This is a genomic window from Flavobacterium gelidicaeli, assembly GCF_013294005.1.
GTDB lineage: Bacteria > Bacteroidota > Bacteroidia > Flavobacteriales > Flavobacteriaceae > Flavobacterium.
This window is the reverse complement of the sequence record NZ_JABSNK010000002.1, coordinates 412,666-426,336: the sequence shown is the minus strand read 5'-3', so window position 1 is coordinate 426,336 and position 13,671 is coordinate 412,666. Positions and strand designations below refer to the sequence as shown.

Genomic DNA, 13,671 nt, shown 5'->3' with positions numbered 1-13,671 from the left:
AATGATTAATCAAAATATAAATGTTGCTTTAATTGGGAATCCTAATGTAGGTAAAACGTCAGTTTTTAATCAATTGACTGGATTAAACCAACAAGTGGGAAACTATCCTGGAATTACTGTGGAGAAAAAAATTGGGTTTTGTAAATTACCTAATAATGTTAAAGCAAACATCCTAGACTTACCCGGAACCTATAGTTTGAATGCGAGTTCTATTGATGAAAACGTAGTAATAGAATTACTTTTAAATAAAAATGATAAATTATATCCTGATGTTGCTCTTGTAGTTACCGATGTTGAAAATCTAAAACGTAATTTATTACTTTTTACCCAAATAAAAGACCTTGAAATCCCTACTATTTTAGTCATTAATATGGCTGACAGAATGGAACACAAAGGAATTACTCTTGATATTCCGTATTTAGAAGAACATTTAAAGACCAAAATTGCTTTAGTTAGTTCTCGAAAAGGCTTTGGAATAGACGAATTAAAAAAATTAATAATTACTTACAAAACCATTTCAAGCGAACCCTGCTTGAATGCATCTATAATTGATCCAGAATATTTTGATAGCTTGCGCAAAGCATTCCCAGGACAACTTTTGTACAAATTATGGCTTGTGATCACTCAAGATGTTAACTTCTTGAACCTAGAGCGAAAAGAAATTAACAGTTCGTTTACCAAGTCACATTCAGACTTGAAACGCTTACAGCAAAAAGAAACCATCAAAAGGTATCAGTTTATTAACGACACCTTAAAAGTAGGATTAAATGTTGATGCTTCTGTTGCAAAAGATTTTAGATCAAAACTAGATCGAGTGCTAACACATAAAATTTGGGGTTACGCAATTTTCTTTGCGATTTTGTTTGTTATTTTTCAATCTATATTTGAATGGTCTAAAGTTCCAATGGAGTTTATTGACTCTACTTTTGCCTCTTTAAGTGCTTTAGCAAGTGTATCGTTGCCTCCTGGGGTGTTGACCAATTTAATATCTCAAGGAATTATTCCTGGTATTGGTGGAATCTTAATTTTCATTCCTCAAATTGCTTTCTTATTTCTTTTTATATCCATATTAGAAGAAAGTGGGTATATGAGTAGAGTTGTTTTCTTGATGGATAAAATCATGCGTAATTTTGGATTATCAGGAAAAAGCGTGGTACCATTAATCTCAGGAACCGCTTGCGCCATTCCCGCTATTATGGCAACTCGAAATATCGAAAACTGGAAAGAACGCTTAATCACTATTCTGGTAACACCATTTACAACCTGTTCAGCTAGATTACCAGTTTATGCCATTATTATTGCACTTGTAATTCCAGACACGCACGTTTTAGGCATTTTTAACTTGCAAGGTCTAACCTTAATGTTGTTATATTTATTAGGTTTTGGTATGGCTATATTATCAGCTTATGCGTTGAATAAAGTGATGAAAATAAAAGGCAAAACATTTTTTGTGGTGGAGATGCCCAATTACAAACTGCCTATGTTTAAAAACGTAGCCATTAATGTAATCGAAAAAACAAAAGCCTTTGTTTACGGTGCTGGTAAGATCATTTTAGCAATCTCTATTGTGCTATGGTTTCTTGCATCTTATGGACCTGGAAAGAAATTTAATAATGCCGAAGAAATTATCCAATCAAAAATAGAAAACGTTGCTTTAACTCCAGTAGAATTAGAAAACAAAATCGCTTCTTATAAATTAGAAAACTCCTATATAGGAATCATGGGTAAATCCATTGAGCCTGTTATTTCACCCTTAGGATACGATTGGAAAATAGGAATTGCCATTATTAGTTCTTTTGCTGCTAGAGAAGTATTTGTAGGAACACTAGCCACAATCTACAGTGTAGGTGGTAGTGATAACGACGACACTATAAAAAATAAAATGGCTGCTGAAATCAATCCTGTAACTGGAGAGAAAGTATTTAATTTTGCCTCAGGAATATCCTTATTATTATTTTATGCTTTTGCATTACAATGCGCCAGTACACTGGCTATAACAAAAAAAGAAACCAACTCTTGGAAATGGCCTGTAGGGCAACTAATTTTCATGAGCGGCTTTGCTTATATCGTAGCGCTTATTGCCTACCAAATTTTAAAATAAAAAGAGTATGTTACAAGAAATTATAGCCTTTATAATCCTTGGTTTAGCCCTAGGGTTTTTAACAAAAAAGTATTTTTTTAAAAAGAAGAAATCTGATAAAAGCTGCGGTACTGATGATTGTGGTTGCCACTAATTATACCAATGCTTTTTATAAAAGAGTCTAATTGTTCGTTGGAATGGAGTTTAGAATCGCTGTTGCGTCTCGGCTACGACCGAAGTAATAATATTAGATTGGACTTATAGGGAAGTAGTTTAGCTTAGTCTATTCAATAAATTTATAACAAACAAAAAACGCAAAGCAGCTCAATACTACTTTGCGTTTTTTTTTACGATTAAAATAGAAGCTATTAGTTAAGCATCTTTTTAATGTCTTGTAACTTAATTAATTTTTGACGTTGCGTTTCTATCTCGGCAGTTTTACTTGCCATCACTTTAGCGTTTTCTTTGATTTCATCTTCACTGTCTTTAATTAAGTCTTTTGCTTTCTTAATGTTCTTTTCTAGTTTTTCAGAACCCTTAGCTAATTTCACTTTATCATTTTCTAAACCTTCTAAGACTTTGTTTTCTGATTCTAATACTTCGTCCATATGCAATTCAGTTGCTTTTACAGCAATACTTTTGACAATATTAGTTGCATATTGAAACTTTTCAGGACTATAGGCATTATCAAGAAACAAACCTCCTAAATTGAAGAAAGCAGTATAATTATAACCATTACCATCTTTTGCTACAACTTGGTGTATATCTATTGTATTTGGGCTAATTTGTTCTATTGTAGCATTGTCTAAATAAAACTCATCCGACTTTCTAATTTTGGTCTCTTTCCCTTTATAAGGCTTCGTAACTTCTTCAATTGCATCTTCAATGTTATCCTCAGAAACATTAGCCATATAAACTGTAATTCCAGGTTGCGATCCAGCACTCATCTCTTGAGTTACCGCTTTTGGCATTATTGATTGAGAATAACTTAAACTAATTGATAATAAAGCGAGTAAAGTAATTTTGTATTTCATAATTTTAATATTGTTATTTAACTTAGTATAAGGTACGAAAAGTAGTCCATAAATCCTAATTTAATTTAACAAACAAATTGCTTGCTATTTTGTTGGAAATAGTCAAGTTGCGACCTTCGACTTTTATTTTTAAAGACAAATCAAAACTCTCTTTACCTATAATTTCTATTTTTGAGCCCAAAGCAATCTCTTGCTTGTCTAAGTATTTTAAAAATTCTGACGATGTGTCTTTGACTCCTACGCACATTCCCTTTTGACCAACAGTCAACTCAGAAAGCAACTGCTTTTCAATTTTAAAAATTTCACCTTGTGCATTTGGTATAGGATCTCCATGCGGATCTTCGGTAGGATTACCCAAGAAATCGTCTAACTTATTGATCAATTTCTCTGATTTTATGTGTTCTAATTGCTCGGCTACATCGTGTACCTCATCCCAAGAGAAATCTAATTTCTCCACTAAGAAAACCTCCCATAAACGGTGTTTTCGAACGATCATTTTAGCAGCAAGTTTCCCTTGATCTGTTAAGGAAACGCCTTGGTATTTTATATAATTAACCAAATCCTTTTCGGCTAGCTTTTTAAGCATGTCGGTTACTGATGAAGCTTTTGTCTCCATCATTTCGGCAATGGCATTAGTACTCACATCAGTGTTAGAAATTACGGTGAGATGGTATATTGCTTTTAAATAATTTTCTTCGGAAAGTGTCATGGTGTCTTTGTGTTTTTAGCCCTGATTGCAGCGGCATCCTTGCTCTTTTTTCTTAAAAAGAGCAAGATATAGCGGAAAGCAGGAAATAGCTCCTAATTATTATTCTCTTACAATTAATAGCGGAATAGTAATTTTATGTCTCAATTTATCTACAGTAGTTCCAAAAATCAAATCCTTGAAACCAGTATGACCGTGTGTTCCCATTACTAAAATGTCAAATTCGCCTTCATTTATAATTGTTGGAATTACTTTATTAGGCTTACCAAAACCAAGCTGAATACTGACATTAAATCCTTTTTCGAATAACATTTCTTTGTATTCCTCAAGTAATTTCTCGTCAACTAAAGTCTCGTGATCATCAATGTGCTCTCCATACATTAAAGCTCCTACAGTTTCTACAATATGTATTAACGTGTATTTTGCCTGCTTCCCTCCTAGTTCAAATGCACTATTTAAAGCAGCCTCATCAGCAGCAGAGAAATCAACTGTAACGGCTATATTCTTCTTATCATAATCTTTAGATTTAGAAAAACGCAGCTTTAAATTATGCGGGGAGTGATTATGAAAGTCGGCTTTTGACTTAGATATAAAAGGCTTGATCACGATATATAGCAGCAAAATCAAGAAAGCAAAAGCTAGCGGAACTACGGTAAGCCATAGAATAATTGGATTTTCGGCTGTTTCAAGCCATCCTGTGATTTCGTCAAGAACTAATTTCCCGTTCAAGATAACGATGATCGAAGCGACAATCCAAGAAGCAATTTGTGTCCATTTACCAATATGAAATCCGCGCATTTTTGATTTATCACTCACAAAGTGAATCAACGGTATAATGGCAAATCCCAATTGCAAACTCAAGATCACCTGACTAAAAATCAATAATTTTCCGGTTACACCTTCTCCAAAAATAGTGATCACCACTACTGCAGGAACGATGGCAATTAAACGCGTTACGATACGACGAACCCAAGGTTGGATTCTTAAATTCAAATAACCTTCCATGATGATTTGCCCCGCAAGAGTTCCCGTAATGGTAGAACTTTGTCCTGCGGCGATTAAGGCAACTGCAAATAAAATAGGTGCCCATTTTGTACCCAGCAACGGTTGTAAAAATTTGTGTGCGTCTTGAATTTCGGCCACGTTATGCATCCCGACTTTGTAAAATGTGGCTGCAGCCAAAATTAAAATAGCGGCGTTCACAAAAAACGCTAAGTTTAAGGCAATAGTCGAGTCGATAAAATTATATTTCAAGGCTTGTTTGATTCCTTCCTTTGATCGATCAAATTTTCGGGTTTGCACCAGTGAGGAGTGTAAATATAAATTATGCGGCATCACCGTAGCACCAATGATACCAATGGCAATGTATAAAGCGGTTTCGTTAGGCATTGTTGGAATTAATCCCAGCATCACTTTATCTAATTCGGGTTGGGCAAAGAACATTTCGAATACAAAAGAAACTCCAATTACCAAGACTAAAGCAATGATAAAGGCTTCCATTTTTCGAATTCCTTTATTGATTAAAAATAGCAATAGAAAGGTATCTAGAACCGTAATCATCACTCCTTCGATCAACGGAATATCAAATAGTAAATTGATACCAATCGCCATACCTAAAACCTCAGCAAGATCACAGGCAGCAATCGCAATCTCTGCCAAGAAATACAAGATATAATTGATAAACGGAGAATATGTCTCTCGTGATGCCTGCGCTAAATCGCGTTGGGTAACGATTCCCAATCGAGCACTTAAACTTTGTAATAGCAGCGCCATGATATTACTCATTAATAAAACCCATAGTAAAGAATAGCCAAACTGGCTTCCTCCTGCTAGATCGGTTGCCCAGTTTCCTGGGTCCATATATCCTACACTTATTAAATATGCAGGACCAAAAAATGCTAATATTTTACGAAAAACTGATTTCTTATTCTGAGTGGAAACGGACTCGTTTACCTCTTCTAATGACTTACCCATTTAATAACTATTTGAGGCAAATATAATTATGTTTTTTTGCTAAATCAAATATAATTTTTAGATTTGCCTAAATTTAATATTAACAGTAACCTAAAAAATATATTTTGAAAACCTTAAAAGTCGCCTTATTACTACTCTTAACAAGCATTTCCTTTGCTCAATCGGGTCTAAAAGGAACAGTTACCGCAGATGGAATGCCATTGCCACAAGCGAATATTTTGATCAATAAAGCATCAAAATCTATAGTTTCAGATGCCAATGGAAATTATTTTATAAAAGATTTGGCCGAAGGTGATTACGAAATCGCCGTTTCCTACACTGGCTTTCGAACAGAAAAGCGACAAATTACTCTTATAGACAGCATCGAAACCGTTCTTGACATCAAATTAAGAGAAGACAATTCCCTAGACGAAGTAGTCATCACAGGAACAATGAAACCGGTTAGCCGTTTAGAAAGTCCGGTTCCTATTGAAGTGTACAAGCCTACGTTTTTCAAGAAAAACCCAACATCAAATATATTTGAAGCCTTGCAAAATGTAAACGGTGTGCGTCCGCAATTGAACTGTAATGTTTGCAACACGGGAGACATTCACATTAACGGGTTGGAAGGACCTTATACCTTAGTGCTCATTGACGGTATGCCTATCGTGAGCGGTTTGTCTACGGTTTATGGATTATCTGGAATTCCGAATTCGCTTTTAGAACGCATTGAAATCGTCAAAGGCCCAGCCTCTTCGCTTTATGGTAGCGAAGCCGTGGGTGGATTGATTAATATTATCACTAAAAATCCAACAAACGCTCCTGTATTTTCAGCAGATTCTTTTATTACAGATTATGGCGAACTCAATGTAGACCTAGGTTTTAAAGGAAACATAGGCAAAACAGCTTCTGTTCTAACGGGGGTGAACTATTTTAATTATAGTAATCCCGTTGACAACAATAACGATAATTTTACCGATGTGACTTTGCAAGACCGCATCTCCGTTTTTCAAAAATGGAATTTTAATCGAAAGAGCAACAAGCAACTCTCACTCGCCGGACGTTTTTTCTATGAAGACCGATGGGGTGGCGAATTGCAATGGAATAAAGGCTTTCGCGGAGGCGATGAAGTCTACGGAGAAAGTATCTATACCAGACGTTGGGAACTATTGGGCGCCTACGAATTGCCTACGGTAGAGAAGATGCTTTTTTCGTTCTCTTATACAGACCACGATCAAAACTCGGTTTATGGAAACACGCCCTATTTAGCAAAACAGCGCATTGGTTTTGGACAATTGACTTGGGATAAAAAAATCAACAAACACGATTTGCTTTTTGGAACCGCTCTGCGTTACCAGTATTATGATGACAACACCACCGCAACAGTAACGGAAGATGTAAACTGGATTCCGAGTTTGTTTGTTCAAGACGAAATCGCATTCAACGACAAACACAAAATTTTGTTAGGAGCGCGTTACGATTACAACAACAACCATGGAAATATTTTTACACCAAGATTTGCTTACAAGTGGAAAATCAATGACAATAACATTCTCCGTTTCAATACAGGAACGGGTTTTAGAATCGTCAACCTTTTTACCGAAGAGCATGCCGCACTAACTGGATCAAGAGACGTTATTGTTCTCGAAGATTTAAAACCAGAACGTTCTATTAATGCCAACATAAATTACCTGAAAAAGTTTTATACCAACAATGGAAACTTCATTGGGCTAGAAACAACGGCTTGGTACACGCGATTTAGCAATTCGATTATTCCAGATTACGATACCAATCCCAACCAAATCATCTATAAAAATCTAGATGGCCATGCCGTAACAAAAGGAGTTAGCGCCAATCTTGATTTTGTGTTCAACAATGGCTTGAAAATGATTCTTGGGGCAACGTATATGGATGTATCCAAAACTGAAAATGGTATTACCACACAACAAATTTTGACCGAGAAATTCTCGGCTACTTGGGCGATTTCGTACCGAATCAATAAATTATTTCTTGATGTTGACTACACAGGTAATGTCTATGGACCGATGCGTTTGCCATTATTGGGAAATTTAGATCCAAGACAAGAATACTCGCCTACATGGAGCATTCAAAATATTCAATTTACATTTAATAAATTAAAGAATGTGGAAATCTATGCGGGTGTAAAAAACTTGCTGAATTGGACCCCAAACAAAGGAAACCCTTTCATTATTGCCAGAGCAAATGACCCATTTGATAAAAATGTACAGTTTGATAGCAGCGGCAATGTACAAGCAACTCCAGATAATCCATATGCCTTAACATTTGATCCTTCGTATGTGTATGGACCCAATCAAGGTGTGCGCTCTTTCTTTGGAGTACGCTATACCTTGAAGTAATTATAAAATTCGCATGAAAAATACACTACTCTTACTACTCATTTTATTTTGCACAATGCCATCTGGTTTTGCGCAATTAAAAACGCATACGTTTCAAGAAGCCGAACAATTATCAAAAGCCAACCCAAAACCCATCGTAGTTTTCATTCATACCTCGTGGTGCAACTACTGCAAAATGATGGAAAACAGCACTTTTAAAAACAAAGAAGTGGTTGCAGAGTTGAACTATAATTTTTATTTCGTGTCCTTTGATGCCGAAACCAAAGAGCAAATAATTTTTAATAATCATGCCTTCAATTTCAAACCAACGGGCACCAATACTGGGATTCATGAGTTGGCAGCAGCATTAGCAACTATAAACGGTCAAGTGGTCTATCCTACGGTAACCATCTTAGGAACTGATACTTCGATTATTTTTCAGCAGCATTCGGTTATTCGAGCAAAGGCCATGCTTTCTATACTTCAAAAGGCAAACGGTCTTTAGACAAAGTGAAGCTGACTTTTATTTAGATTAAAATCTGAAATACTAGCTACGAAAATCTGCCAAATCTGCGTGCACTGTTTTTTCACGCAGATTTTCACAGATTTCACAGATTTTCAAAAGAGCTAGCAAGAGTTAAAAAATAACCACCGATTAATTCAAACGAAATTGCATTTTAAATAAATCCTAAAATTTGGTGTAAAATCAAAAACCAATACAATACGTTTTACAAACTCAATAAATTAACTAAACCACTCTGCACTGAAAGTGCAGAGGTTTGTTTTACGAGGGACTGAAAGTCCCTCATCTTTTCATTCGAGAATGAAATTGGAATCATCATCTCCATCTTTTTTTCGATGATGTTCCAAATATTCATTTACCATCTTATCTGTAATGTTTCCTGTACTCCGAACTCCATAACCACTTGCCCAAAAGTGTTGCCCCCAATATCGTGCTTTGATTTCTGGAAATTCCATTTGAAGTTTTCTTGAAGTTCTTCCTTTGAAACTTTTCAAAATTGAACTAACATTTTGTTTTGGAGCATACTCTATATGCATATGAACATGGCCCGAACTCACAACTCCTTTTAAAATATCAATTCCTTCAGCTTCACATATCTGAATCAAAAGTTCACGACATCGCTTTTGAACATCTCCCTTCAAAACTTTGAACCTATATTTAGTAACCCAAACAACATGACACGTTAAGCTAATTACTGTGTGAGAACCTTTTCTTAAATCTCTACTCATAAACTAAAGATAAAGATTTTTTCGCAATACTAAAGTTCTGCAATAAATTGCAGGGTTTTAAACCCGAAGCTGTGACCAATAAATACTGTAAAAAATGGCTTATTATAATTTTGGCTACAGCCTAAAAAATAATATCCCTATTTTTGGGATAAATTTCGAATACCCTTTATGAAAAACTACGATTACATTTTTACAGGCTCGGGTTTAGCAGCATTGATGACGGTGTATAAAATGATCCTATCGGGTGATTTTAAGGACAAATCTATTTTGCTAATTGACCAAGACACTAAAAAAACCAACGATCGTACCTGGTGTTTTTGGCAAGAAGGAACTTCTACTTGGAACCAATCCGTATCTAAAAAATGGGACTCGGCTTTGTTTGCTAATGCTCATTTTAAGAGAGATTTAGACCTACAACCTTACCATTACAATCAAGTTAAAGGACTCGATTTTTACAATCAAGTGTTTGATTTGATTTCGAAACAAAAAAATATTCACTTTCTAAACGAAACGGTGACGGATATTAACGAACTCGAAACGCACGTATTTGTCGCCACCGCTACTGAAAACTTTACCGCAAGCGCCGTTTTTAATAGTATCTATCGAAAAACCGAAGTGGAAACGCAGACCCAATATCCGGTGTTGCAACAGCATTTTATCGGTTGGTTTATAAAAAGTAAAGAAGCTGCTTTTAATCCAGACCAAGCTACTTTTATGGATTTCTCGGTGGCTCAAAAAGGCAACACCCGTTTTATGTATGTGTTACCAACAGCAACTACCGAAGCTTTATTGGAGTACACTTTGTTTTCGCATGATTTATTGGCGAAAAGCGAATACGAAAGCGAAATTCAAAACTACATTTCGAAACTCGGTATTACTGACTACGAGATAACCGAAAAAGAACAAGGCAGCATCCCAATGACCTGCTACCCTTTCTGGAAAAAAAACAGCCAACGTGTTTTGAATATAGGAACTGCCGGCGGATGGACCAAAGCCAGCACTGGATATACCTTTAAAAATTCGGATAAAAAATCGACCCAATTAATCGCTTTTTTGAAACAAGAAAACGATTTTAGAAAGTATCATAAACGCAGCAAATTTTGGTTCTATGATTTACTCTTGCTAGATATCTTGGACCGAAAGAACGAAAAAGGAGCCGCGATATTCTCGTCCATGTTCAAAAAAGGAAGTCCCGCACTGATTTTCAAATTTTTAGACGAAGAAACATCATTATACGAAGATATTAAAGTGATCTTAAAATGTCCTAAAACTCCTTTTATCTGGTCGTTAGTTAGATCTGTGCGCTATCTTTTCTAATAAAACTAGCCCTCTATCAAACAATAACAAAACTTTATAGTTGATGTTATAGAGTTCATTGTAAACTTCGTAACTTTGCAAAATCAAAACTAATATTTAAAATATAACGATATGTATCCACAAGACATGGTACTCCCAATGCAAGCTGAATTAACAACTGCAGGGTTTCAAGATTTACATACTGCTGAAGAAGTAGCAAACGCAATAAAAGCGGAAGGAACAACACTAGTAGTTGTGAACTCAGTATGCGGTTGTGCAGCAAGAAACGCACGTCCAGGAGCAAAAATGAGCTTAGACGGTGCTAAAAAACCAGACCACTTAATCACTGTTTTTGCAGGAGTTGATAAAGATGCAGTAGATGCAGCAAGAGAGCAAATGTTCCCTTTCCCTCCATCTTCACCATCAATGGCGTTGTTCAAAAACGGAGAATTGGTTCACATGTTAGAGCGTCACCACATTGAAGGTCGTCCAGCTGAAATGATCGCTGAGAACCTACAAGATGCTTACAACGAGTATTGCTAAGACTTTTGTTTTAAAATAAAGTGCTCTAAACTTTTATGTAAAGAGCACAAAATTTATTTACCGCAAATTCGCAGATTATTTCTGTGAGTTTGCGGTTTTTTTTGGAGCTATTTCCAATCCGACAGCGCAACATTCTACAAACACTAATAGTTCCTTATCACAATCAACATTTTTATAAAATAATAAAAAATAGTATTTATTTGTGTTATCATGCCCCTTTCATTTTCTTGTAATAAAAAAAGAAAATGATGAATTAAAGAAAACTAAAATCATGAAAATTTCATTAAACTTACTTCTAGTTGCACTTATTTTAAGCATATCTTCAAAAGCACAGAACACTATTAATCACATTAAAATATATGCTGTCAAAGATACTACATCAATTTGGGGTAAGGAATATCCAGGCGAGGTCAATTGGAGATTCCTTAAAGTGGATACGAAAAAGAATACGATTCAATTTAAATCATATTTAGATATAGAGGAGGGTGATCCAGCCCCAGATTTAACTAATTTACCCACTTTATTTATAAAAGAAAGAACTGAATACTTTAAAGTAATAAACACTCACAAAATAAAGGTCCCGCGTATAAAAAGCACGCATCTAAAAAGAGCTTGGAATGATTTCGCCACCTCTGGCCGTTCAGGTGGACAATCAGCTGAAATATATTTTATAAATGGAGACACTCTTCGAGCGAGAAGAGGAATATATAAATATATTCTAGATAAAGGTTTAACTACACTATTTAATTTAACACAATAAGAAAGGCAATCAATGCCTAAATCCAAACAAAGTTCAATAACAATCTATTGTGACTACTAGAAACCCACGATCCACAAATTAATTTAATTCAGAGTGGAATACGGTTAAGTTAAACTTTACACAAAAATCAGCATCCATTAATAGTTCTTTATAAAAAACAATATTTTTATAAAATGAAAAAAATGATACTTAGTCTTTGTGTTTTAGCGGCTCTTACTATTTCATGCAAGGTGCACAATAAGGACTCCAACCGTTTGAACAAAAACGAACTACGTTTAAAAATCACAAATGAATTAGAAACTATTTTACTCAAAGATCAAGGAATACGTGAACTTTTAAATAATAGCATCACTCCAGAAAGAAAAGAACAATTAGTTACCGAAATGAAAATTACTGCAATAGATTTAGAAGGCAGTAAAAAATACAATTTAATGAAGGAAATTGACAGTACAAATCTAAAAACTGTAGAGTCTATAATTGCTGAAAATGGGTATCCAAGTAAACTTATTGAAGGTGAAAAAGCTAATAAAGCAGTATTTTATGTCCTACAACATTCACAAAAAATTGATCAGTATCTGCCGTTAATTAGAAAAGCAGTTAAAAATGGTAATTTAACAAAAGTTTCTTTAGCACTTATGGAAGACAGAAACTTGATGTATAAGGGTATCGAGCAACTATACGGAACACAAATAAAAGGTAAAGCAAATAAAAAAGGTGAATGGATTTATTTTATATGGCCAATTAAAAACGCTGAATTTGTAAATATCCGAAGAAAAAAAGCAGGTTTCAAACAAACAATTGAGGAATATACTAAGGAAATGGATGTCGAATTTAAACTCTATAAATTGAATGAAATAGACGAATTATAACCACTATTTCCCAGTTAGCGGATATTTTAAAAAAAAAATCATAACCAAAAGATAATCAGTTAAATAATGAAAAATATATTACTAATTTTACTTATTTCTCTTTTATTTACCAAATGTAAAAATACTAACGAAATTGAATCCGATTCTACGAAAACAAAAGATATCAATGAAATTGTTAGAACGATAGTTCTTGAAGATAGTCTGAATGTTTTAAAAAAAGATAAAGAGTCTATAATGTTATGTGAAAATTTAATTAGATTAAACATAATAGTTATTGACAAAAATAAAGATAAGAATACAATTGTTCTCCCACGCTCCTACTTCAATCAGATTTCTATTGACGAATTATTAAATAAAAAAATAGAAAATAATTTATTCTTTAATCCCAGTGATTCTTTGTTTTTATTAAACCAAAACATAAATACTGAAAAGATAAAAATAAACGAAAAAAACATTGAAAAAATTAATCTAACTTCAATTGAAAAAGAAATCGGTAAAAGAAAAGCGAACCAAAAATATAGTTTTTATCAAATGACAATACCTGTTTTTTCAAAAGATAAACAGAAAGCCTATTTAGAATTAAATCATTATTGTGGTAGATTATGTGCGAGCGGAAAATCAATATATTTAAAAAAGATTAATGGAAAATGGAAAATTATTTATAAAATAGAAACTTGGGTAAGCTAAAAAAAACATCCGCTAACATGCCTAAGCCGTTACAATATCTTGATCTGCTCATTTGCTCTTTCAATTATTATTTTTAAATTACTTAAATATATGATTTTACAAACATAGGAGCCGTTACAAGATATTTGGGTATTT

General features: G+C 34.3%; 12 protein-coding genes. 8 read left to right on the top strand and 4 right to left on the bottom strand.

Annotated features, from left to right (window positions below; genetic code table 11):
• Position 1 precedes the first annotated feature (1 nt).
• Positions 2 to 2,101 (top strand): ferrous iron transport protein B, encoded by a 2,100-nt coding sequence (feoB, locus tag HNP99_RS04525; protein WP_173851723.1) that lies wholly within the window; start codon positions 2 to 4, stop codon positions 2,099 to 2,101.
• A gap of 347 nt (positions 2,102 to 2,448) precedes the next feature.
• Here feoB and HNP99_RS04520 read toward each other — a convergent pair whose 3' ends face one another.
• The 3 genes from HNP99_RS04520 to HNP99_RS04510 all read right to left on the bottom strand — a co-directional run bounded on the left by HNP99_RS04520 (position 2,449) and on the right by HNP99_RS04510 (position 5,794).
• Positions 2,449 to 3,114 carry a hypothetical protein gene (locus HNP99_RS04520; RefSeq protein WP_173851721.1) on the bottom strand — a complete coding sequence of 222 codons (666 nt, stop codon included), beginning with the start codon at positions 3,112 to 3,114 and terminating at the stop codon, positions 2,449 to 2,451.
• A gap of 55 nt (positions 3,115 to 3,169) precedes the next feature.
• Complete coding sequence (locus HNP99_RS04515) at positions 3,170 to 3,823, bottom strand: metal-dependent transcriptional regulator (protein ID WP_173851720.1); 654 nt, start codon at positions 3,821 to 3,823, stop codon at positions 3,170 to 3,172.
• Positions 3,824 to 3,922: 99 nt separating this feature from the next.
• Positions 3,923 to 5,794: an Nramp family divalent metal transporter gene (locus HNP99_RS04510; RefSeq protein ID WP_173851718.1), complete on the bottom strand. Its 1,872-nt coding sequence runs from the start codon at positions 5,792 to 5,794 to the stop codon at positions 3,923 to 3,925.
• Between the two features lie 104 nt (positions 5,795 to 5,898).
• Between HNP99_RS04510 and HNP99_RS04505 the strand changes: the two genes are divergently transcribed.
• The gene (locus HNP99_RS04505) at positions 5,899 to 8,151 is read left to right on the top strand and encodes a TonB-dependent receptor (RefSeq protein ID WP_173851716.1); all 2,253 of its coding nucleotides are present in this window, start codon (positions 5,899 to 5,901) and stop codon (positions 8,149 to 8,151) included.
• A gap of 13 nt (positions 8,152 to 8,164) precedes the next feature.
• Positions 8,165 to 8,635: a thioredoxin family protein gene (locus tag HNP99_RS04500; protein ID WP_173851714.1), complete on the top strand. Its 471-nt coding sequence runs from the start codon at positions 8,165 to 8,167 to the stop codon at positions 8,633 to 8,635.
• Positions 8,636 to 8,943: 308 nt separating this feature from the next.
• On the opposite strand, the gene tnpA is transcribed toward HNP99_RS04500, so the two are convergent.
• On the bottom strand, positions 8,944 to 9,381 hold the full coding sequence (tnpA, locus tag HNP99_RS04495; RefSeq protein WP_173851712.1) for an IS200/IS605 family transposase: 438 nt from the start codon (positions 9,379 to 9,381) through the stop codon (positions 8,944 to 8,946).
• A gap of 168 nt (positions 9,382 to 9,549) precedes the next feature.
• Here tnpA and HNP99_RS04490 point away from each other — a divergent pair, with 168 nt between their 5' ends.
• The 5 genes from HNP99_RS04490 (at position 9,550) to HNP99_RS04470 (ending at position 13,536) form a co-directional block, all read left to right on the top strand.
• Complete coding sequence (locus tag HNP99_RS04490; protein WP_173851710.1) at positions 9,550 to 10,698, top strand: lycopene cyclase family protein; 1,149 nt, start codon at positions 9,550 to 9,552, stop codon at positions 10,696 to 10,698.
• Between the two features lie 111 nt (positions 10,699 to 10,809).
• Positions 10,810 to 11,220 (top strand): BrxA/BrxB family bacilliredoxin, encoded by a 411-nt coding sequence (locus HNP99_RS04485; RefSeq protein ID WP_173851708.1) that lies wholly within the window; start codon positions 10,810 to 10,812, stop codon positions 11,218 to 11,220.
• Positions 11,221 to 11,491: 271 nt separating this feature from the next.
• Positions 11,492 to 11,980 carry a hypothetical protein gene (locus HNP99_RS04480; RefSeq protein ID WP_173851706.1) on the top strand — a complete coding sequence of 163 codons (489 nt, stop codon included), beginning with the start codon at positions 11,492 to 11,494 and terminating at the stop codon, positions 11,978 to 11,980.
• Between the two features lie 182 nt (positions 11,981 to 12,162).
• A complete protein-coding gene (locus tag HNP99_RS04475) occupies positions 12,163 to 12,849 on the top strand; it encodes a DUF6624 domain-containing protein (RefSeq protein ID WP_173851704.1) in 687 nt (228 codons plus the stop codon).
• Between the two features lie 66 nt (positions 12,850 to 12,915).
• Positions 12,916 to 13,536 carry a hypothetical protein gene (locus tag HNP99_RS04470; RefSeq protein ID WP_173851702.1) on the top strand — a complete coding sequence of 207 codons (621 nt, stop codon included), beginning with the start codon at positions 12,916 to 12,918 and terminating at the stop codon, positions 13,534 to 13,536.
• Positions 13,537 to 13,671: the final 135 nt, after the last annotated feature.

Bases quoted from the DNA above. Each gene is read 5' to 3' on its own strand.
- HNP99_RS04510 (WP_173851718.1), bottom strand. From the start codon at position 5,794: ATGGGTAAGTCATTAGAAGAGGTAAACGAGTCCGTTTCCACTCAGAAT.
- HNP99_RS04475 (WP_173851704.1), top strand. From the start codon at position 12,163: ATGATACTTAGTCTTTGTGTTTTAGCGGCTCTTACTATTTCATGCAAG.
- HNP99_RS04520 (WP_173851721.1), bottom strand. From the start codon at position 3,114: ATGAAATACAAAATTACTTTACTCGCTTTATTATCAATTAGTTTAAGT.
- HNP99_RS04500 (WP_173851714.1), top strand. From the start codon at position 8,165: ATGAAAAATACACTACTCTTACTACTCATTTTATTTTGCACAATGCCA.
- feoB (WP_173851723.1), top strand. From the start codon at position 2: ATGATTAATCAAAATATAAATGTTGCTTTAATTGGGAATCCTAATGTA.
- HNP99_RS04480 (WP_173851706.1), top strand. From the start codon at position 11,492: ATGAAAATTTCATTAAACTTACTTCTAGTTGCACTTATTTTAAGCATA.
- HNP99_RS04515 (WP_173851720.1), bottom strand. From the start codon at position 3,823: ATGACACTTTCCGAAGAAAATTATTTAAAAGCAATATACCATCTCACC.
- HNP99_RS04470 (WP_173851702.1), top strand. From the start codon at position 12,916: ATGAAAAATATATTACTAATTTTACTTATTTCTCTTTTATTTACCAAA.
- HNP99_RS04490 (WP_173851710.1), top strand. From the start codon at position 9,550: ATGAAAAACTACGATTACATTTTTACAGGCTCGGGTTTAGCAGCATTG.
- tnpA (WP_173851712.1), bottom strand. From the start codon at position 9,381: ATGAGTAGAGATTTAAGAAAAGGTTCTCACACAGTAATTAGCTTAACG.
- HNP99_RS04485 (WP_173851708.1), top strand. From the start codon at position 10,810: ATGTATCCACAAGACATGGTACTCCCAATGCAAGCTGAATTAACAACT.